Origin of the sequence: Yinghuangia seranimata (assembly GCF_029953285.1) — a bacterium.
GTDB classification, from domain to species: domain Bacteria; phylum Actinomycetota; class Actinomycetes; order Streptomycetales; family Streptomycetaceae; genus Yinghuangia; species Yinghuangia seranimata.
The window spans coordinates 136,290-156,540 of the sequence record NZ_JASAOI010000045.1; the positions used below are offsets into that span (position 1 = coordinate 136,290).

The following is a 20,251-nucleotide window of genomic DNA, read 5'->3' on the forward strand; positions in this document are numbered from 1 at the left end:
ACGTCTTTCGCCCCGCAGCTCGACCCAGGAGACACGCCTGCCGTGAACGCCATCAACCGTCGTCGCTTCATGCAGTTGGCCGGCGGCACCGCCGCCATGTCCGCGCTGTCCGCGCCCATCGCGCGGGCCGCCGCGATTCCCGCCAACCGGCGCACAGGCTCGATCCAGGACATCGAGCACATCGTCGTCCTCATGCAGGAGAACCGGTCGTTCGACCACTACTTCGGCACGCTGCGCGGCGTGCGCGGCTTCGGCGACCCGCGTCCGGTGACGCAGCCCAGCGGCAAGCCGGTCTGGAACCAGTCGGACGGCAGCCGCGAGGTGCTGCCGTTCCGCCCGGAGAAGGACGACCTGGGCATGCAGTTCATCCAGGGCACGCCGCACGGCTGGAACGACGGCCACCGCGCCTGGAACAACGGCAACTACGACAAGTGGCTGCCGAACAAGGGCACCACGACGATGGCGCACCTGACGCGTGACGACATCCCGTTCCACTTCGCGCTCGCCGACGCGTTCACCATCTGCGACGCGTACCACTGCTCGCTCATGGGCCCGACCGACCCGAACCGCTACTACATGTGGACCGGCTACACCGGCAACGACGGCAAGGGCGGCGGCCCCGTCATCTCCAACGCCGAACTCGGCTACGGCTGGACGACCTACCCCGAGCGCCTGGAGCAGGCGGGCGTCTCCTGGAAGATCTACCAGGACATCGGCGACGGCCTCGACGGACCCGGCTCGTGGGGCTGGACCAACGACGCGTTCATCGGCAACTACGGCGACAACGCGCTGCTCTACTTCAACCAGTACCGCACCGCCGCCCCCGGCAACCCGCTGTACGACAAGGCCCGCACCGGCACCAACAGCAAGGCCGGCGAAGGCTTCTTCGACATCCTGCGCGCCGACGTCAAGGCGAACCGGCTCCCGCAGGTCTCCTGGATCGTGGCGCCCGAGGCGTTCACCGAGCACCCGAACTGGCCGGTCAACTGGGGTGCCTGGTACACGGCTCAGGTGCTCGACGCGCTGACCGCCAATCCCGACGTGTGGAGCAAGACCGCGCTGCTCATCACGTACGACGAGAACGACGGCTTCTTCGACCACGTCGTGCCGCCGTTCGCCGCCGCGACGCCGCAGCAGGGCGCGTCCACCGTCGCCACCACCGGCGAGTTCTACGCCGGACAGGGCGGCGCGATCGCCGGGCAGTACGGCCTCGGGCAGCGCGTGCCGATGCTGGTCGTGTCGCCGTGGAGCACGGGCGGCTGGGTGTGCTCCGAGACGTTCGACCACACCTCGATCGTGCGGTTCATCGAGAAGCGGTTCGGCGTGCAGGAGCCCAACATCTCGCCGTGGCGGCGCGCGGTGTGCGGCGACCTGACCAACGCGTTCGACTTCGGGCACACCGAGCACAAGGTGCCGAAGCTGCCCAGCACGTCGACGTACGTCCCGGCCGACCACGACCGGCACCCCGACTTCGTGCCGGTGCCGCCGGCCGTCGGCGCGCTGCCGAAGCAGGAGCGCGGCCTGCGTCCGGCCCGCGCGCTGCCGTACGACCTCGCGGCCGACGCGCACGCCGGCGCGGACGGGCGCCTGCGCCTCGACTTCGACAACCGCGGCCAGGCGGGCGCGACGTTCCTGGTCACCTCGACGACGCACGCGGCCGGCCCGTGGACCTACACGGTCGAGCCCCGGCGCACGCTGTCCGGCACGTGGGACGTCTCGGCGGACCCGAACGGCCTCTACGACTTCAGCGTGCACGGCCCCAACGGCTTCATGCGCCAGGCCAAGGGCAAGGCCGGCGTCCTCGTCGCCGACGTGACCGCCCGCCACAACGGCGACCACCAGCTGGTCGAGGTCACCCTCGTCAACGAGAGCACCCGCACCATCGACCTGACCGTCACCGACGCCTACGGCCACCGCAACGGGAACGGCAACGACAACAGCCAGGGCGACAACAACAACCAGGGCGGCAACCGCGACTCCTACCGCCTCCGCCCGGGCGCCCGCGCCACCCACACCGCCCGCCTGAACAAGAGCAACGGCTGGTACGACCTGACCGTCGCCTGCTGGCAGGACGACACCTTCACCCGCCGCCTCGCCGGCCACGTCGAAAACGGCCGCCCGAGCACCAGCGACCCGGCCACCATCACCGTCTGACCGCCCCCGTAAAACCAAAACCACCGCGCGCCGCCCCTTGCCCGGGCGGCGCGCGGTGGTCGTCGTTCAGAGGTCAAAAACCGCCGATCCACACCGAAGACGTCCTAGGCCGCTAGACGACACCGGCCAAGCCGGCGACGGGATTCGAACCCGCGTATTCCCTTTGAAAGGAAGTAAGGATCAGCTACGCACCTGAACCATGATCAGCCTAACCAGCGGACGCCACGCCCGCGATGTGTTTACCTCACCCCAGGTCCGCGACCGCAGCCGCAGGGGACGACGTATTCCCGTCCGCACACGACGAATCGGTTTCATGGAACCCAGCCCTCGCCACCACCCGCCCGGAGTACGGTCGGACGCCTACACCGTGGGGGGTGATGGCTGTGGGGACAGCCCTGCGCATCGGCGCGCTCACGTCTGCCGCCGCGCTACTGGCCGGCGGATGCAGCAGCGGCAGCCACGGCAGCGCAGCAGCTCCCGGCAAGATGACCGCCGCACAGGTCGCTTCCACCCTCAAAGCAGCAGGCCTGCCCCTTGGCGAGGTCACAGTGTTCGACGAGGACACCGACCCGAACCACCAGCTCGGCCGCCCCGGGAAGTACACGTCGAAAGTCGGGTTCGTCGACACCCGAGTCGACCTGAGCAACGCCCTCGACACCAAGGGCGACATCTCCCGCGGCGGAGGCGTCGAGGTGTGGCCCGACCACAAGAGCGCCCAAGCCCGCGCCGACTACATCCAGGCCTTGACCAAGGACATCCAAGCCACGGTCATGCGTGAGTACGACTACATCAGCGGGTCGTACCTACTCCGGATCACGCAGACGCTTTCGCCGACACAGGCCGGCGCATATGAGGCGGCGCTCAAGGGGCTGGGCGGCTGAGCTCGGCAGACTCAACGACGCAGCCGCCGAGGCGGACTGCTGACCGAACCGCTGCTGACCGAACCGGCATACCGTCCTCGTTCGGCGCATCCAGGAAGCGCTGCAGGAGCGTTGGGGACACTCGTCGCAGGACGCTGCCGCCGACGTGGGCGCCTTCGGGTCGCGCGGGGGCCGCGCCCGCGGTGTGTTTATGTCACCGCGGGCGCGGTTCCCATTGCGATGTGTAGCAAGGTTGCCGGGTGGGCGTCGGGAGTCGTCCACAGGGGCGGGCGCATGATCGGACAATAGTGCGTGGTGGCGGCTAGGCCTTGGCGAACTGGCGGCTGATGACGAGGCGTTGGATCTGGTTGGTGCCTTCGAAGATCTGCATGATCTTGGCTTCGCGCATGTAGCGCTCCACCGGGAACTCGCGGGTGTAGCCGGCGCCGCCGAGGACCTGGACGGCGTCGGTGGTGACCTTCATGGCGGCGTCGGTGGCGACGAGTTTGGCGACGGAGGCGTGGCGGCTGTAGGGGCGGCCGGCGTCGCGGCGGCGGGCGGCGTCGAGGTAGGTGGCGCGGGCGGAGTCGACGGCGGCGGCCATGTCGGCGAGGAGGAAGCCGAGGCCCTGGTGGTCGACGATGCGGCGGCCGAAGGTGGTGCGCTGGTTGGCGTAGTCGACGGCGACGTCGAGCGCGGCCTGGGCGAGGCCGGTGGCACAGGCGGCGATGCCGAGGCGGCCGGAGTCGAGGGCGCTGAAGGCGATGGAGAGGCCCTGGCCCTCGTCGCCGATGAGGCGGTCCTCGTCGAGGGGGACGCCGTCGTAGTGCGCGGTGGTCGTCGGGACCGCGTGCAGGCCCATCTTGTCCTCGGGCCGGCCGAAGGTCAGGTTGTCGTGGCTGCCCGGGGCGAGGAAGCACGAGATGCCGCGGCTGCCTTCGCCGGTGCGTGCGAACAGCGAGTAGAAGTCGGCCTTGCCGCCGTGGGTGATCCACGCCTTGGTGCCGACGATCTCGTAGCCGTCGGAGGTCTTGTTGGCCTTGCAGGTGAGCGCGGCGGCGTCGGAGCCGGCGTGCGGTTCGGACAGGCTGTAGCCGCCGATCCACTCGCCCTCGAGCATGCGCGGCAGCCAGCGTTCGCGCTGGTCCTGGGTGCCGTACGTGTAGAGCGGGAAGCACGCGAGGGTGTGGACGCTGGTCGCGACGGCGATCGCCGCCCAGCGGGCGGCGAGTTCCTCGACGACCTGGAGGTAGACCTCGTAGGGCTGGCCGCCGCCCCCGTATTCCTCGGGGTAGGGCAGGCCGAGCAGGCCGGTCTGGCCGAGCAGCGTGAACAGCCCTTCCGGGTAGGTCTCTTCGCGTTCGTGCCGGGCCGCGATGGGGGCGAGTTCCTTGTCCGCGATCGCCTGGGTGAGGGCGAGCAGGTCGCGGGATTCCTCGGTGGGCAGGAGGCGGTCGACGACGGCCACTGAGGGGTCTCCTCGGAGCGTGGGCCGGGCGGGTGGCCCGGCGGGAGCGGTTGGCGCACGAATGAGCCCGGGACGGGGTCGCCGTCCCGGGCTCGATGATTTCAGGCCGTCGGGTTCGCGGCGACCGTTGCGCGACGGGAGGCGGGTTCGGCCAGTTCGGCGAGCGCGGCCGCGGCGCGTGCGCGGTACTCGTCGACGCGGGCGAGCTTGATGTCCTCGTATCCGCGCACCAGGTCGGGCAGTTCGGCGAAGTCGGTGACGGCGCCGACGGTGTCGTCGCGGAGCGCGGACAGTGCGTCCCGCATCATCGTCCGGTACTCGGCGACGAGTTCGCGCTCGACGCGGCGGACCTTGGCATAGCCGAACACGTCGAACCGGGTGCCGCGCAGGCCGCGTGCGGCGTGCAGGGCGCGGAACGCGGGGACGGCGGTGCGGCGCAGCCGGATCTTGCGCTTCATGCCGAGGGCGCGCAGCGCGGGCGGGTGGAGGAGTACGGAGACGTCCGCGTCCGCGCCGAACTCGTCCTCGCGCCGGGCCTTTTCGACGGTGTCGAGGTGGAGGCGGGCGACTTCGTACTCGTCCTTGTAGGCCATGAGCTTGTGCAGGCCCTTGGCGTAGGCGACGCCGATGCGCTCGCCGGCCTCGGTGCCGACGCGTGCGGCCGCGGCGGCGGTGACGCGGCGGACGTCCTCGGCGTAGCTGCGGGCGTAGGTGCCGTTCTGGAACCCGGTGAGATCGGCGATGCGGGTGGCGAGCACGTCGCGCAGGGCCTCGCCGAGGGCGGATCGGTCGGCGAGCGCGTAGGACTCGGGGTCGACCTCGACGGTCGCGCGGACCGGTGCGGCGACGGCGGCGCGCACGGCCTCGGGGTCCTGGACGGCGGCGCGGCCCCAGTGGAACGCGGCGAGGTTCTTGTCGACGGCGGCCCGGTTGAGGCGGATGGCTTGTTCGACGGCCTCCGCGCTGACCGGCAGGCAGCCGTGCTGGAACGCGGCGCCGATGAGCAGCATGTTGGCGGGCATGTGGTCGTCGAACAGGGCCTGCGAGAGGGCGAGGGCGTCGAGGTAGCGGTTGTCCGCGGACAGCGCACCGGTGGCGCGGGTGGCGGTCTCGATGCGGGCGACGCAGTCGTCCGGCGAGTCGGGCACCGCGAGCTGGTTGGTGACCATGGCGGCGGTCGGCACGATCGCGGTGTTGACGATGGCGACGGTGTGTCCGGCGCGCACGGTGGACAGGTTGCCGTCCGCGGCGGCGCCGAGCAGGTCGAAGCCGAGCAGGACGTCGGCGGTGCCGCGCGAGGCGCGCAGCGCGCCGTCGACGGGCTTGCGGCCGATGCGCAGGTCGCTGACGACCGGTCCGCCCTTCTGCGCGAGGCCGGTCTGGTCGAGGCCCGCGGTGTGCAGCCCGTCGAGGTGCGCGGCCATCTGGAGGATGGCCGAGACGGTCACGACGCCGGTGCCGCCGATGCCGGGCATGCGGACCAGGATCTCGTCGTCGTACGCGAAGCGCTGTGCGGGCTGAGCGAGTTCGACGGGCAGCGCGGGGACCTCGCGGCGCTTGCGGGTGCCGGGCTCGACGAGGAGGAACGACGGGCAGTCGCCCTTGAGGCAGCTGAAGTCGCTGTTGCAGGAAGCCTGGTGGATGCGCGTCTTGCGGCCGAACTCGGTGTCCACGGGCTGCACCGACAGGCACGTGGACTTGTCGCCGCAGTCGCCGCAGCCCTCGCAGACGCGCTCGTTGACGACGACCTTCTCGGCGGGCGTGGGGAGTTCGCCGCGCTTGCGCAGGCGGCGCTCCTCGGCGGCGCAGCGGTCGTCGTGGATGAGGACGGTGACGCCTTCGACACCGGCCAGTTCGCGTTCCACGTCGGCGAGGTCGTCGCGGTGCCGGACGGTCGCGACGGGGTCGAGCGCGATGCCCCGGTAGGCGGCGGGCTCATCGGTGGTGATGACGACGCGGCGCACGCCCTCGATGGCCATCCAGCGGGTCAGGTCCGGGATGTTCAGCTTGCCTTCGGGGCGCTGGCCGCCGGTCATGGCGACGGCGTCGTTGTAGAGCAGCTTGTACGTCATGGTGACGCCCGCGGCTACGGCGGCGCGGACCGCGAGCGAGCCGGAGTGGTGGAAGGTGCCGTCGCCGAGGTTCTGCACGAAGTGCTTGTCGGCGGTGAACGGCGCGAGGCCGAACCACTGCGTGCCCTCGCCGCCCATCTGGGTGAGGCCGACGCGGTTGCCGCGGCCCTTGCCGTCCAGCGCGATCATCGCGTGGCAGCCGATGCCGACGCCGACGAGGGTGTCGTCGGAGGTGCGGGTCGAGGTGTTGTGCGGGCAGCCGGAGCAGAAGTACGGCGTGCGCGGCGCGGCCATCGGCAGCGCGATGCGCGCGGGCCGCTTGGGCTTGGGCGTCACGGCCTCGACGTGGGCGGCGGCGGTGTGCGGGAGGCGGTCGGCGCCGATGCGGGAGGCGAGCGCGATGGCGACGTCCTCGGCGCCGAGGGTGCCGCGCTGGGTCAGCAGCACGCGGCCGCCCTCGTCGCGGCGGCCGACGACGCGCGGGGCGTCGGGGCGCCGGTACAGCGCCTCCTTGAGGCGGCCCTCGAGGAAGCCGACCTTGTCCTCGACGACCAGCACCTCGTCGAGGCCCTCGGTCAGCCCGGCGAGCTCGGCGTCGGCCAGCGGGAACGGCATGCCGAGCTTGATCAGGCGCAGCCCGAGCGCGGCCAGCTCGGCCTCGCCGATGCCGAGGTTGTGCAGCGCGCGCTGGACGACGGCGTACTGCGTGCCGGAGGCCAGGATGCCCAGCTTCGCGCCGGGCGTGGTGAACGTGACGCGGTTGAGGCCGACGGTGGCGGCGTACGCGCGCGCCCTGTCCAGGCGGCGGGTCAGCATGTCGTACTCGGCGTCGAGCGACGCGGGGCCGACCAGCGTGGGGGCGGGGCCGCGCGGGGTGCGGGCCGGCTCGGGGACGTCGCGGGACAGGCCGCTGAGCTCGACGGTGCCGGACGCGTCCGCGATGTCCGCGACGATCTTGAGGCCGGTCCACAGGCCGCTGGCGCGGGACATCCCGACGGCGTGCAGGCCGTACTCGATGATCTCGGCCACCGAGCCGGGGGCGAGCAGCGGCATCGCCAGGCTCGCCGCCATGGGCTCGCACGAGCTCGGGACGGTGGAGGACTTGCTGCCCGGGTCGTCGCCGATCCACGCCACCGCGCCGCCGAGCGGGGCGGTGCCGGCCAGCATCGCGTGCCGGATCGCGTCGGCGGCGCGGTCCAGGCCGGGGTTCTTGCCGTACCAGAAGCCGACGACGCCGTCGTGGCGGCGGCCCGGGACCTGGTCGAGCAGCTGCGTGCCCGCGACGGCGGTGGCGGCGAGCTCCTCGTTGAGGCCGGCCTGGAAGACCACGCCGGCCGGGTCGAGGTGCTTGGCGGCACGGCCCATCTCGAGGTCGACGCCGCCGAGCGGGGAGCCCTGGTAGCCGGACACGTACACACGCGTGTCCAGGCCTCGTGCGGTGTCGAGGCGGCGCTGCTCCAGGGTGAGCCGGACGAGGGCCTGGATGCCGGAGATCAGCACACGGCCGTCGGCGGCCGTGTACTTGTCGTCCAGCGACACGGCGGAGCGGTCGATGCGCACGGGGTCCTCCGGCGGAGAAACGGGCGGGGTGGGTCGGCGCTAGGACACCAACCGAGCCCGATGCCACGCAAGTACCTCGCGGGAAATCGCCACAAAGACGCAAAGATCTCAACAGGCTGCGCGGGATATCATCAATTATTTGCACCCTGACCCCCGAAAAACGAGGTGTCCCGCCATGGCCGACGTCGACGCCACCGACCACGAGCTGCTGCGCCTGCTGCGCGAGGACGGCCGCCGCACCTTCTCCGAGATGGCCACCGAGGTGGGCCTGTCCGTCGCGGCTGTGAAGCGGCGCGTCGATCGGCTGCGTGACATCGGTGTCATCACCGGGTTCACCGTGCAGGTCGACCACGCGAAGCTCGGCTGGGGCATCGAGGCCTTCACCGAGCTGCGCTACGCGGGAAGCACGACCGTGCAGGAGATCATGCGCACGACCACCGGCGTGCCGGAGGTCCAGGCGGTCTTCACGATCGCGGGCGACCCGGACGCGCTCATCCAGGTGCGGGTGCGCGACATCGCCCACCTTCAGGAGGTCATCGACACTCTGCGGCGGTCGGGGAACGTGACGGGGACGAAGACGCTGATGGTGCTCGGGTCGTGGTCGCGGGAGGCGTGAGCGCCGCGTCAACGGGCCGCATGTGACCGGTGGCGCGACGGAGCGGGCGTGACCGGTCACGCGTGCTTGCCCCGGCCGCGTGGGCGCCGGGTCGTCGCGGGGCCTCCCCCGCCGCACGTCAGGTCGATGTCGGCGACCGGCCCCCGTACCGCGGCACGGTGCCCGCCCGGTTTCCGGCCCAGCCGGAACCCCGGTGCCAGTTCATCGAGTTCGAACGACGCCTCGGCTTCGACGGTACGCACCGCCCACACCGTCACCTCGGGCGGCATCCCGCGCGCCATCCCCCGCGGCAGGCGGGCCGATACGCGTGAGAGCACACCCAGGCCGGCCGCAAGCGCGACGACATTCCACGCCGCCAGGCCCGCGACAAAAGGCACGGAGGTTCCGGCCTCGGGCCCGTCCGCGAGGAACACCCGTACGCCGTGCGCCATCGCGCCCGCGACCGCACCGAACACAACTCCGCCGGACGCGACCGCCGTCCAACCGTTGCCGCGGAACCGGCGCTTGAGCCCGGCCTCGTGCCGGGCCCGCGCCCGCCGGTAGCCCGGCGCCGCGACGGCCTTGCCGAACCGGCAGCCGCCCCCGGCGCGTTCGACGGCGTCCAGCAGCGCCGCGCAGACCGGGTGTCCGGGCGGGGTTCGGGTGGCGGCGACGGTCGCGGTCAACGTCCCGTCGCGGGACAGGTGCACGAGCTGGTCGCGGTCCAGCAGGCAGACGGCGACCCGGTCGACGAGCGGCGTTCCGCCGACGATCCCTGCGGCGTGCAGGACGTCCAGCCCGAGCACCGCCTCGGGCGCGACGGCCGGCCCGTCGGCGCGGCCGCGCAGCCTGACCAACCCGTAGAGCAGCACCAACACGACACACCCGGCCGCGATCCACCCGGCCAGCACGAGAGCGAGTTCCCCGACCAACCTCGACACGGCACCCCCCGGCGAGCGGCGCGCCCCGGCCCCCAGCGCCCGATCCAGGGTAGGGATTCGGGACGAACTAGGCGAGAGCCAAAGGAGATTGGTCGAACGCGAACAACGCGAGCCGGCGGGATGCGGTATCGCGCCGACGCGCGCCACGGCGACCGGCGGCGGGCACGGGATCCGCTGACCGGACCGAACCGTGAAACAGCTGCCGTCGACATCGCGAACGGCCCTGCTTCCATGGTCGGCCGCAAGCCGCGGCACCGCCGCGTGATCGGCACGCACCCGCCCCGCGCCTGGTCGGCGGTGCCGCCGGGTCCGGCGGCGGCCGTGGCATGGCCGGTACCGTCGTTCGGGTGAAGATCGACGGGGGCGGTCCGGTGTCCGTGGCGGAGCTGCTGCTCGGGCACGCGGACGCGGCGACGGCTGAACGGGCCCGTGTCCGGCTCGGGTTGTCGGTCGGTGCCGCTGAGGCCGGGTCCGGGGCCGACGGTTCCTCCGGCGGGGCCTCCGCGCGCAGCGCGGCGGCGGCGTCGGACGGGGCGGCGGCGGTGTCGGGCGGGGCGGTGGGGCCGGATCCGGACGGTACCCCGTTGGCCGTGCGCCTGCGGAACCCCAAGGGGCGGGTGGACAGCACGGCGCTCGACGGATACGCCCGCGCCGACTGGGACTTGGTCGCCGAGGAACACCTGCGCAGCGCGTTCGACGACGAGGTCGCCCGCCAGCTGGTCGTGCACCCCGACTGCCCGCGGGACGCCGTCCTCGTGCTGGCCACCGAGTCGCCGTTCAGCGTCACGGCACGTCATGGCAGGGCGTTCAGCGTCGCTTTGGACCGGCGCCTCCTGACCGCCCGTCAACTCGCCTTCGAGGGCAGGCCCGCGTGGCGTGCGCTCGGCACCGTGGCAAGGGTCGCGCGCCCCGCGTACGACCAGCCCCGCTTCGCACCGCTCGACCGCATCGTGGACGAAGCGGCGCGGATGCTGCCGGGCCCCGACCCTGCGGCATGGGCGTGGCTGGTGCGCCACGCGCCGAACTACCCGGGGACGTTCCCCGAGTTGTGCGCGGAGGCCGCACGGGCCGCCGACCCCGGTAGGGCCGACGCGGGGGCTGTCGACGGCGCGTCCCTCGTGTGGTCCGATCCGCCGGACCCCGCCGACCCGCGCCGCAACCCGCAGCGCTGGGGCCGCATGTCCCCGCTGGGGCTGCTGGGCCGCCTTCCGCCGGAGGACGCGGCCGCCGTGCTTGCGGTCCTGCCGTCCGACGTGTGCGCCCAGCTCAGGCGGGTGAACGAACCGCTGCCCGGCCACCTCGTCCTCACGCTGATGCGGGACCCGGAGCTCGACGCGCGCGGCCTCGTCCGCCGCATGATCCCCGACCGGGACACGGAGGCCGTGCTACTCGCCAGGCACGACCGGCACATCAACGCCGCGCTGCTGGCCGAGTCGAAGGACGCCGCGACACGGCACGCCGTGTTCGCCGCGTCCCGACGTGACGCGTCGCCCCGCGTGCGGCTGACGCCGCACTCCCGCGGCTGGCTGAACTTGCAGTACCGGGACGGCTGCCCGGAGGCGGTGTACGGCCACCACGTGGCGTTCCTCCGCACCGTGCTGCGCCGCGGTACGCACGACCTGAGCCCTGCGGCCGTGCTGAGGGGGTTGCTCAGCCTGTGGGAGGCGCAGGGCCGGGGCGCGCTGCTCGACCCGCGGCTGCGGTCGCTGCTGCGCGGTACCCCCGCCACGTGGCGGGCCTTGCACTGGGCCTGCAACGCAGCCGACGGCCTGGCCCGGCTGCGGGCCGAGGTGGAGCGCCTCGAACAGCCGGACGCCCTGGTGGCCGCGGTCCGCGAGCACCCGGCGATGGCCGGCGGGTACCTCCCGGCGGCGTTCTGGCCCGCGGCGGTGACGGCCCACGCCGACGAACCGCTGCGCCGGCGCCTCCTCGCCGCCCTGGCCCGGCACCCGGACTGTCCCGCGGAACTCGTCCGGGACGCCGTCCGGACGGACGGCGACCTGGCAGTCGAACTCGCGGGCCGGTCGCGGGAGTACGCGCTCGCCGCACTCGCGGAACCGCTCGGACCGCCGCCGCGGTGGGCCAACGCCGGGCGCGGCGGGATCGGCGACTGGATCGGCAATGCCCTGGCCGACGACGTGGTCTCCGTCCGGGAGTTCGTCGAACGTGCCCATCCGGCGACGCGGGCGGTGGAGGCGACGGGGGCGCTGTCCGGCGTGCTTCCGGAGTCCTACGCCGAGGCCTTGGAGGCCGTCGTCGCCGAGCACGCGCGCGCCGCGCTGGGCGACGACGCGGAGGCGTGGGCCGTGGCGGTGATGCTGCTGCCGGAGTTCGTCGGCACGCTGCCGGAACTGTTCGCGACGGCGGCCTCCGCGGCGAGGTCCTGATCCGGCTGAGACGCGGCTGAGTAACGCGTCTCACGGGTCGCGGTCGGGCGTCGGCGCCGTCTCGTGCGCCGCCGGGCAGTAGCGTCGACGGGATGGCGGCTCCGGTGAACAGCTCGGTCTCGGCAGGTGCGTTCCTGCTGCGGTACGCCTCGCCCGCGACCGCCGCGCGTGTGCGGGAGCGGCTCGGCCCCGAGGCCGTGCCCCAGGAGCCTCGTCCGCCGGACGTTCCCGATCTGCGGTCGTCCGGCCAGGCCGTCGCCGCTCCGCGCACGCGCGGGACGGGGCTGGTGCCGTGGCTGCGAACTCCGCGTGTGCAGGCGTCGGTTCACGACCTGCCGCAGGTCTCGGGTGCCGAGTGGGACCTGATCGTCCGTGAGCACGGTCGCACGGCACTGCCCAAGGACGTCGTCCGCGCGCTCGTCGCCCGCGCGGACTGCCCCGGTTCGGCGGCGCTCGCGCTCGTGCCGGAGGGCAGGTTCGCGCACCATCCCCGGCCGGACTCGCCGTCCGCGTTCCTGATCGCCGTGCAGCGCGGGTCCGTGACGCCGCGCCAGGTCGCGTTCGAGGGCCGGCCCGGCTGGCACGCGCTCAGCACCGTGGCGCGGCACACGCGGCCGAGCATCTACGACCAGCCGTTCGCACCGTTCGGACGCGTCCTCGACGAGGCGGCCCAACTGCTGCCCGGCCCCGACGCCGACGCCTGGGCCTGGCTGATCCGGCACGCCCCGGGCTACCCGGGCACGTTCCCTGAGCTATGCGCCGCCGCGGGCAACGCGACCGCGCGGCTGGCGTACGACACCCGTCGTGCCGCTACGGCAACCGGCGATCCGCGTGTGAACACTGTCAACAGCCCCTCAGACTTTCACCGATGGAACTCCCTGACCCCGCTCGGCCTGATCGGGCGGCTCTCCCCCGACGCGGCGGACGCCGTCCTCGCGGTGCTGCCCCGCAGCGCGCTCGACGATTTCCTCCCGGTGCACGAAATGCTGCCGACCCACCTCACCTTCACGCTGCTGCGCCGCGAGCCGTCGCTCGTGTGGGACCTCATGCACCGCATGGACCACGACAGGGCGGCCGTGCGTGAGTTGCTCGCGAGGCACGACCCGCAGGTGAACGCCGCGCTGCTGTCGGCCCGACGGGACGCAGAGACCCAGCACGCCGTGTTCCGGGCCACGCGGCTGGAGGCCAAGCCGCGTGTGCGGCTGCCCGCCGACAACCGAGGGTGGCTGCGCCTACGGCTGGGCGACGGCTGCCTGGAGGCCGTCCACGGGCATCACGCGTCGTTCATCCGGACCGCACTCGAACAACGCGCCGACAGCCTCGGCACCGCGGGAGTGCTGAGGGGTCTGCTCGGCCTGTGGGAGGCCTGGGGACGCGGCGCGCTGTTCGACCCGCGGCTGCTGCGGGCGTTGCCGCCGGACACCGAGGCCGGACGGTTGCTGCGCCAGGTGCCGCGTGGGCTGGGCGGCATGGCGCGGCTGCGGGCCGAGGTGCGTCGGCACGAGGACCCCGCGGAGCTGATCGCCGCGATGCGCCGTTCGCCCGACACGGCACGCCGGTACCCGCCCCCGTCGTTCTGGCCGGCGGCGATTGCGGCGCACGCCGAACGGCCGCTGCCGGTCGAGGTCTTGGCGCACCTCGTCCGGCACGGGAACTGCCCCGACGAACTCAGCCTGGCCGCCTCGAAGGCGGACGCCGACCTGGCCGCCGAGCTCGCGGGCCGCTCACACGCCCACGCCGTGGCCGCGCTCGGGCACCCCGTCGAGGTGACGTGGTCGTGGACGGAGCACGGGTGGTACGTCGACGCCCTGGCCCGGGGCGTGCTGACGTTCCACGAGTTCGTCGAACGTGCCCACCCCGCCCATCAGTTGCTCACCGCCGTCGAGCAGCTGGCACCGGTCTTCCCCGACGGCCACACGGCGGCCCGCGCGGTCGTCGACGAGCACATACGCGGGACGGTCGGGGACGACGCGGACGCCTGGGCGGTGGCGGTGCGGCTGTTGCCGGAGTTCACAGGCACATTGCCTGAGCTGCTGGCCACGGCGGGGGCGGTGTTCGCGTAGGGATTCGACGATGGGACCGGCATTTCATCGATGCCTGAACTGTGCCGACCGTGTGCCCCTCAGGCGGAACCGCCCGGCGACCCAGCCCCCGGGTACACCCGGCACTGGCTCGTCCCGCTCGCCCTCAGCACGCCGGTCGCGTCGGTGAGCGTGCCCCACGTGGAGGCGAGCAGGCCCTGGGTTCGGCCGCGGGCTTCCAGGAGGGTGGCCGCGGGGACGCGGGCGGGGGCGTACCACGTCGCGGCCAGGTCGAGGCTGACCATGCCGTCACCGGGGCGGCCGCGGAGGGCGGCGTCCATCAGGTGCGCGTCCAACTGCATGATGTCGGTGAGGCGTTCGGCGAGGCCGGGGGTCGAGGGGGCGTCGGGGCGGAGCACGTCGGGGTCGGCGGGGCAGATCCACAGCGCGACCGAGTCGCCGCCGTCGCGGAAGGCGCCCTCGAACTCCTCGTAGGTCTCGGCGTAGTCCACGGCGTACTCGGCGAACCCGCCCAGGCACTCGGCGACTTTCTCGACCCAGGACAGGCGCGGGTACGCCGCGGGCCCGAGCGGAAGCCCGGCCTCGCCGGCGGCGCCCGGGTCGGCGGCGCCCGGCCCGCCGAACAGCTCCGGGTCGGCGAACCAGGCCGACGCGGCGAGCACCGCCTCGCCACCCTGGCGGACCGTCACCTGGAAGGCGGACGCCGTCCGGCCGTTGGCCAACGTCTCGACGTCAAAGGATAGTTCGCCGGCAACCGCGGCACGCGAGAACACCGTGTGCAGGCTGCGCAGCTGTTTGCCGCCCGCCGACCTGGCCGCCGCGGCGGCCGCCAGGGAGGCCGTCCAACCGCCGAAGCCGCGCCCGTTGATGCAGTGGAACTCCGCGAGTTCGGCCGTCAGTCGACCGTCGGACCCGCCCCGCAGGCGGACCTCGCCGAGCGGCGTCGCCGCCACCGTGTCGTGCTCCCCCGTAGCGTCCATCCACCGATGGTGCCACGCAGGCCGCCGGGCGTGGGGGGGTGACCCCGGACGGGCCGCTCGGAATCCGGCACACGGCGAGCACATCCGACACCTGTTGGGACACCAGGCGGCCCCGCAGCGCCAGGTAGTGTCAGAAGTCCGCGCACAGCGGGCACAGACCGCTCACCGGGAGACGCCGTGCCACGTTCCCTGATCCCCTCCGGCCTCCGCGCGCTGCGACCCGACGCCTTCGGAGCGGAACCGACGGGCGCGCGGCTGGCCCGGATCCGCAGCTCGCCGAACTTCGCCGACGGGTCGTTCCAGAACCCCGTGCCGGCACGCACCGAGCCGAGCGGCTCGATGCGGGAGTTCGCCCGGGCGTACTTCCGCGCCGAGGACCGGGCCCACCGCGCGCCCGCCGGCGTGGTGCCGGTGCACCCGACGACGTACGCCGACCTCGCGAAGCCGCCGACCACCGGACTGCGGCTGACCTGGACGGGCCACTCCAGCGTGCTCGCCGAGCTCGACGGGCGCCGCGTGCTGTTCGACCCGGTGTGGGGCGAACGCTGCTCCCCGTTCCCGTTCGTGGGCCCGCGCCGCCTGCACCCGGTGCCCCTGCCGCTCGCCGCGCTCGGGCCCGTCGACGTCGTGGTGATCTCGCACGACCACTACGACCACCTCGACATGCCCACGATCAAGGAGCTGGTCGGCACCGACACCGTCTTCGCCGTCCCGCTGGGCGTCGGCGCGCACCTGGAGCACTGGGGCGTGCCGGCCGACCGGCTGCGGGAGCTCGACTGGCACGAGTCGACGACGGTCGAAGGCCTCACCCTGACCGCCACCCCCGCCCGCCACTTCTGCGGCCGCGGCTTCCGCGGGCCCCAGCACACGCTGTGGGCCTCATGGGTCGTCCGCGGCCCGGAGCACCGCGTCTTCCACAGCGGCGACACCGGGTACTTCCCGGGCTTCGCGGACATCGGGACTGCTCACGGGCCGTTCGACGCCACGATGATCCAGATCGGCGCGTACAGCGAGTACTGGCCGGACATCCACATGACCCCCGACGAGGGCGTCCGCACCCACCTCGACCTCCAGGGCGGCCCGGACGCGGGCCCTCTCCTCCCGATCCACTGGGCGACCTTCAACCTGGCCCTCCACCCCTGGGCGGCCCCCGGCGAAGGAACGCTCGCCGCAGCCCGCACCGCAGGAGCCCGTATCGCCCTCCCCCGCCCCGGCGAGCCCTTCGAACCGGGCGCGGAAAAGCTCCCGGAGCAGCCGTGGTGGAGGGTCGTCACGGTGGACGCCGACACCGAGCCCAGCCCCTTGGACAGGGCAGCGGGAACGACGGCCTGACGAGCCGGCCGAACGGGGTTGGCGGGACCAGGGGCGACCCGCGGCACCGACCGAAAGGGCGGCCTGCGACAGGACGGCGCGGGGGGCCGAAAGAGGCAGGCCTTGGCAGAGTGCGGGGCAGGCCGAAAGGACGGCCTTCGGCAGGCTGCGGGGCGGTCCCGCCGAGCAGGCTCAGGCAGGCCCACCGGACGGGCTGAACAAACAGGCTCACGCAGACCGCACGACGGGCTGGGCAGGCGGGGCCTGGGCAGACCACGGGACGGCTCGACGTGAACGTCCAGGCAGACCGCAGGACCCGCCGGGCCCGTGGACGCGCCGGGCGAGCCACCTCCGACCGGAGCACCGGAACCCGGACCTCGCCAGTCCCGCAAGGGCCGACCCGCGAGAACGCCGGGTGAGCGAGGCGGGAGGCGCCGACCTGGATCGGCGTCATCCGATCACGCAGCCGCGCCGCGAGGGCACGCGCACGCAGTTGCCCCGGCCCCGTCGGCCGTCCGCCACGCGGCCAGCCGTCACACGGTGAACCGGTCACGCCGCAGGGGCACGACCAGCCGGCGAACCGTGTCGCCAGCCCGCCACATGGTCAGGTCGTCTCGCGCCCACGCAGTCAGGCACCGACGCCCGGAACCGCCCGCAGCGAGGACGTGCGCTCGCCTCCTCGTAGCCGCAAGCCGTCACGGCGGCTTCGAGCTGGGCGATCGCGAGGACCGGGTCGATGTTCTTGAGGAGGACCACGTCGAAGTCCCCCTGCTCCGGGCCGCCCGGAGTCTGGAGGACCTCGACGGCAGCCTGGTCGTCGACGGCGGAGAGGTGGTCGCAGAGCGGCATGGCGGCGATTCTGGTGCCCACCGGGGACGGCCCGGCTGACGCAGCCGGGCGAAGCCCCGACGGGCACGCGGTCTCGGGGCACCGGGCCGCGGTCGCCTCCGGCCGGGTGGCCGGGCACCCGCACCACCACGCGGTCAGGTGGTCAGGTCAGGCCGCGCGGTCAGGAGCGGCGGCCTCGGCTGGGCTTTGCGGCGCGTTCGGGCTTCGCGGCGCGTTCGGCGTCGCGGTCCTTCAGGCGGGCGGTTTCGCGGCGGACGTCGGCCTGGGTTTCGCGTTCGCGGCGGAGCCATTCCGGGTCTTCGGCCTTGATGGCTTCGATCTCGTCGCTGGTCAGAGCCTCGGTGACGCCGCCGCGGGCCAGGCCCGAGATGGAGATGCCGAGCTTGGTGGCCACGACGGGGCGGGGGTGGGGGCCGGTGCGGCGGAGGTCGCGGAGCCACTGCGGGGGGTCGGTCTGGAGCGCGTTGAGCTCGTCGCGGGTGACGACACCCTCCTGGAACTCGGCGGGGGTGGCCTCGAGGTACACGCCCAGCTTCTTCGCCGCGGTCGCGGGCTTCATCGTCTGGGCGGTCTTGTGCGACGTCATGGGGTCAAGGGTATCGAGCGTGCGCGGCACCTCTGATCCTGGCCGGTAGCCTGGCGGGGTGATCAGCGCGGATGCCCCCTCGTCCTTCCGGCTCGCGTACGTCCCTGGCGTGACGCCCGCGAAATGGGCTCGGGTCTGGCACGAGCGCCTGCCGGACGTCCCGCTCGACCTGGTCGCCGTCGAGCCCGGCGACGCGATGGCGACGCTGCGCGGCGGGGGCGCCGACGCGGCGCTGCTGCGGCTGCCGGTGGACGGCACCGATCTGAGCGCGATCCCGCTGTACACGGAGACGACCGTGGTCATCGTTCCGAAGGACCACGTCGTGACGGCCGTCGACGAGGTGACGACGAACGACCTCTCCGACGAGCTCGTGCTGCACCCCCTCGACGACACGCTCGGGTGGGACGAGCCGCCTGGTCGACCCGCGGTCGAGCGTCCGGCGACGACGGCCGACGCGGTCGAGCTGGTCGCGGCGGGGGTCGGCGTGCTGGTCGTGCCGCAGTCGCTGGCCCGGCTGCACCACCGTAAGGACCTGACCTACCGGCCGGTGCTCGACGCGCCCGCTTCGCGTGTGGCGCTGTCCTGGCCGGAGGCGAAGACGACGGACCTGGTGGAGGAGTTCATCGGGATCGTGCGCGGACGGACGGTCAACAGCTCGCGCGGCCGGCAGGCGACGGCGCCGCAGGCGAAGGACAAGGGCGGCGCGGGCCGGGCGTCGTCCGGGGCGGGGCAGCGGTCGGGGGCGGGTTCGGGAGCGCGCTCGGGATCCGGGTCGGGCTCGGGTAAGAGCTCGGCGGGCCGCAAGCCGGGCGCGGGATCGTCCGGCAAGGGTGGTGGACGCTCGGGCTCGGGCGGCGCGAAGGCGGCGCCGAAGCGCGGGAAGCCGCGCCGCCGGTCGTAGGGGCGTGACCGGTCACCGACTCCTCCACGCCGCAAGCCTGTTCCATATCGAGAAACACCGTTTCGCGGCGTAGCATGCGAGCGGCGGAACACCCTCGTCGCGACGGAGGCCGGCCGGTGAACTACCTCGTGTACCGCATGCGGATGACGGAACGGGCCCGGCGCAACCAGAAGGCCTTCTGGTCCTGGCTCGAGGAGCGCGAGCGCTGGTTCAGGACCTCCCCATGGGGCGCGAAGTGCGCTGGTACTACAGCGTGATCGGCGAGGTCTACGTCCTGGAGAGCTGGGCGGCGTTCGAGGACGAGCGGCCTGGGGCGCCTACCGCTCGGCGCTCGCGAACCTGAAGGCCGGCAGCACCTGGGAGGACGAACGGGTCAGCCAGGACGACTGGTGGGAGTTCCTCGACACCCGCATCGTCACCGACCGCCCGGTCCCGGTCGGCTTCGCCCGTGCCGAACCCGCCTGAGGCCAGGGGGGTTTCGCGGATGACCTCGCCCGTCGGCCCGGCGCCCAGGTCGCACCTGTACGTGCCCGGGCACCGGCCGGACGTGCCGGCCAAGGCCCCGGCCGGCGGCGCGGACGCGCCGGTTCCGCGAAGCCCGTTCGCCGCACCGCCGGGCGGCCGGCGGGCCCGACCGAGCTCAGGCGGCCGCGGCCTCGTTCAGGACCGCCAGGCGGCCGTCGGTCATGGCGTACGCCGCGTCGGCGTAGACCAGTTGGCTGCGGTCGTGGGTCACCATCACGGTCGCCGTCCCGCGCTCCCGTGTGAGGCGGGCGAGCAACTCCACTACCGCTGCTCCGCGTTCGTGGTCGAGGGCGCTGGTCGGCTCGTCGACGAGCAGGACGGCGGGGTCGTTCATCAGTGCCCGGGCGATGTTGATGCGCTGCCTCTGGCCGCCGGACAGCTGGTGCGGGCGTCGTCGCGCCTGCTCCGACAGGCCTACGGCGTCCAGGAGTTCGCGGGCCTTGGCGGCCGCGGCGCGGGGTGAGCGGCCGTCCAGGTGGGCCATCACCTGGAGTTGCTCCAGGGCGGTGAGCGACGGCAGCAGGTTGGGCTGTTGGAAGACGATGCCCAGCCGGGTGCGGCGCAGTTCGGCCCGCCGACCCGGCTTCAGGCCGTCTACGGGTGCCCCCGCGATCTCGACGGTGCCCGAGTCCGGCGTCACCAGCGTCGCGGCGACGGCCAGCAGGCTGGACTTCCCGGATCCGGACGGCCCGACGACGGCGGCCAGTTCGCCGCCCGCGACGGTGACGGAGACGCGGTCGAGGGCGGTCAGCCGCCGGTCGCCGTCGGGGTAGGTGAGGGTGACGTTGGTGAGGCGCAGGCCCGCACGGTCGTCCTGGCTCCCCTGGATCCTCTGGCTCCCCTGGTTCGCCTGGCTCGCCTGGCTCTCCTGGCTCTCCTGGCTCCCCTGGTTCGCCTGGTTCGCCTGGCTCTCCCGGCTTACCTGGTGCGTCTGGCTCATGATGTTCACCCGGTCCACGCTGCCCACCTGCTCCTCCTGCTTCGCCCGCTCCACCCCGTCCAGCCCGTCCACCCGCTCCG

General features: G+C 73.3%; 14 protein-coding genes. 7 read left to right on the forward strand and 7 right to left on the reverse strand.

Annotation, left to right across the window (positions count from 1 at the left end; all coding sequences use genetic code 11):
- The first annotated feature begins 42 nt into the window (after positions 1-42).
- The gene (locus QI554_RS27755; protein ID WP_281473465.1) at positions 43-2,154 is read left to right on the forward strand and encodes a phosphocholine-specific phospholipase C; all 2,112 of its coding nucleotides are present in this window, start codon (positions 43-45) and stop codon (positions 2,152-2,154) included.
- 377 nt (positions 2,155-2,531) lie between these two features.
- Positions 2,532-3,035, forward strand: a complete 504-nt coding sequence (locus QI554_RS27760) for a hypothetical protein (protein ID WP_281473467.1) — start codon at positions 2,532-2,534, stop codon at positions 3,033-3,035.
- Positions 3,036-3,336: 301 nt separating this feature from the next.
- Here the strand turns inward: QI554_RS27760 and QI554_RS27765 are convergent, their stop codons facing one another.
- Both QI554_RS27765 and QI554_RS27770 read right to left on the reverse strand, forming a co-directional pair.
- Positions 3,337-4,482 carry an acyl-CoA dehydrogenase family protein gene (locus QI554_RS27765; protein ID WP_281473469.1) on the reverse strand — a complete coding sequence of 382 codons (1,146 nt, stop codon included), beginning with the start codon at positions 4,480-4,482 and terminating at the stop codon, positions 3,337-3,339.
- Positions 4,483-4,583: 101 nt separating this feature from the next.
- Complete coding sequence (locus QI554_RS27770) at positions 4,584-8,114, reverse strand: indolepyruvate ferredoxin oxidoreductase family protein (RefSeq protein WP_281473471.1); 3,531 nt, start codon at positions 8,112-8,114, stop codon at positions 4,584-4,586.
- A gap of 175 nt (positions 8,115-8,289) precedes the next feature.
- Between QI554_RS27770 and QI554_RS27775 the strand changes: the two genes are divergently transcribed.
- Positions 8,290-8,730, forward strand: a complete 441-nt coding sequence (locus QI554_RS27775) for an Lrp/AsnC family transcriptional regulator (RefSeq protein WP_281473472.1) — start codon at positions 8,290-8,292, stop codon at positions 8,728-8,730.
- Positions 8,731-8,786: 56 nt separating this feature from the next.
- Here the strand turns inward: QI554_RS27775 and QI554_RS27780 are convergent, their stop codons facing one another.
- Positions 8,787-9,650, reverse strand: coding sequence for a hypothetical protein (locus tag QI554_RS27780; protein WP_281473473.1), 864 nt, complete (start codon positions 9,648-9,650; stop codon positions 8,787-8,789).
- Positions 9,651-9,997: 347 nt separating this feature from the next.
- Here QI554_RS27780 and QI554_RS27785 point away from each other — a divergent pair, with 347 nt between their 5' ends.
- Together QI554_RS27785 and QI554_RS27790 are read left to right on the forward strand one after the other, a co-directional pair.
- Complete coding sequence (locus tag QI554_RS27785; RefSeq protein ID WP_281473474.1) at positions 9,998-12,037, forward strand: hypothetical protein; 2,040 nt, start codon at positions 9,998-10,000, stop codon at positions 12,035-12,037.
- A gap of 92 nt (positions 12,038-12,129) precedes the next feature.
- Positions 12,130-14,100, forward strand: a complete 1,971-nt coding sequence (locus QI554_RS27790) for a hypothetical protein (protein ID WP_281473475.1) — start codon at positions 12,130-12,132, stop codon at positions 14,098-14,100.
- 59 nt (positions 14,101-14,159) lie between these two features.
- Here the strand turns inward: QI554_RS27790 and QI554_RS27795 are convergent, their stop codons facing one another.
- The gene (locus QI554_RS27795) at positions 14,160-15,059 is read right to left on the reverse strand and encodes an acyl-CoA thioesterase domain-containing protein (protein ID WP_281473476.1); all 900 of its coding nucleotides are present in this window, start codon (positions 15,057-15,059) and stop codon (positions 14,160-14,162) included.
- 177 nt (positions 15,060-15,236) lie between these two features.
- Between QI554_RS27795 and QI554_RS27800 the strand changes: the two genes are divergently transcribed.
- Positions 15,237-16,391 carry an MBL fold metallo-hydrolase gene (locus tag QI554_RS27800; RefSeq protein WP_281473477.1) on the forward strand — a complete coding sequence of 385 codons (1,155 nt, stop codon included), beginning with the start codon at positions 15,237-15,239 and terminating at the stop codon, positions 16,389-16,391.
- Positions 16,392-16,919: 528 nt separating this feature from the next.
- Here the strand turns inward: QI554_RS27800 and QI554_RS27805 are convergent.
- Both QI554_RS27805 and QI554_RS27810 read right to left on the reverse strand, forming a co-directional pair.
- The gene (locus QI554_RS27805) at positions 16,920-17,219 is read right to left on the reverse strand and encodes a hypothetical protein (protein WP_281473479.1); all 300 of its coding nucleotides are present in this window, start codon (positions 17,217-17,219) and stop codon (positions 16,920-16,922) included.
- Positions 17,220-17,379: 160 nt separating this feature from the next.
- Complete coding sequence (locus QI554_RS27810; RefSeq protein WP_281473481.1) at positions 17,380-17,805, reverse strand: DUF5997 family protein; 426 nt, start codon at positions 17,803-17,805, stop codon at positions 17,380-17,382.
- A gap of 58 nt (positions 17,806-17,863) precedes the next feature.
- Here QI554_RS27810 and QI554_RS27815 point away from each other — a divergent pair, with 58 nt between their 5' ends.
- Positions 17,864-18,706, forward strand: a complete 843-nt coding sequence (locus QI554_RS27815) for a substrate-binding domain-containing protein (protein ID WP_281473483.1) — start codon at positions 17,864-17,866, stop codon at positions 18,704-18,706.
- A gap of 640 nt (positions 18,707-19,346) precedes the next feature.
- Here QI554_RS27815 and QI554_RS27820 read toward each other — a convergent pair.
- Complete coding sequence (locus tag QI554_RS27820; RefSeq protein WP_281473506.1) at positions 19,347-20,030, reverse strand: ABC transporter ATP-binding protein; 684 nt, start codon at positions 20,028-20,030, stop codon at positions 19,347-19,349.
- Positions 20,031-20,251: the final 221 nt, after the last annotated feature.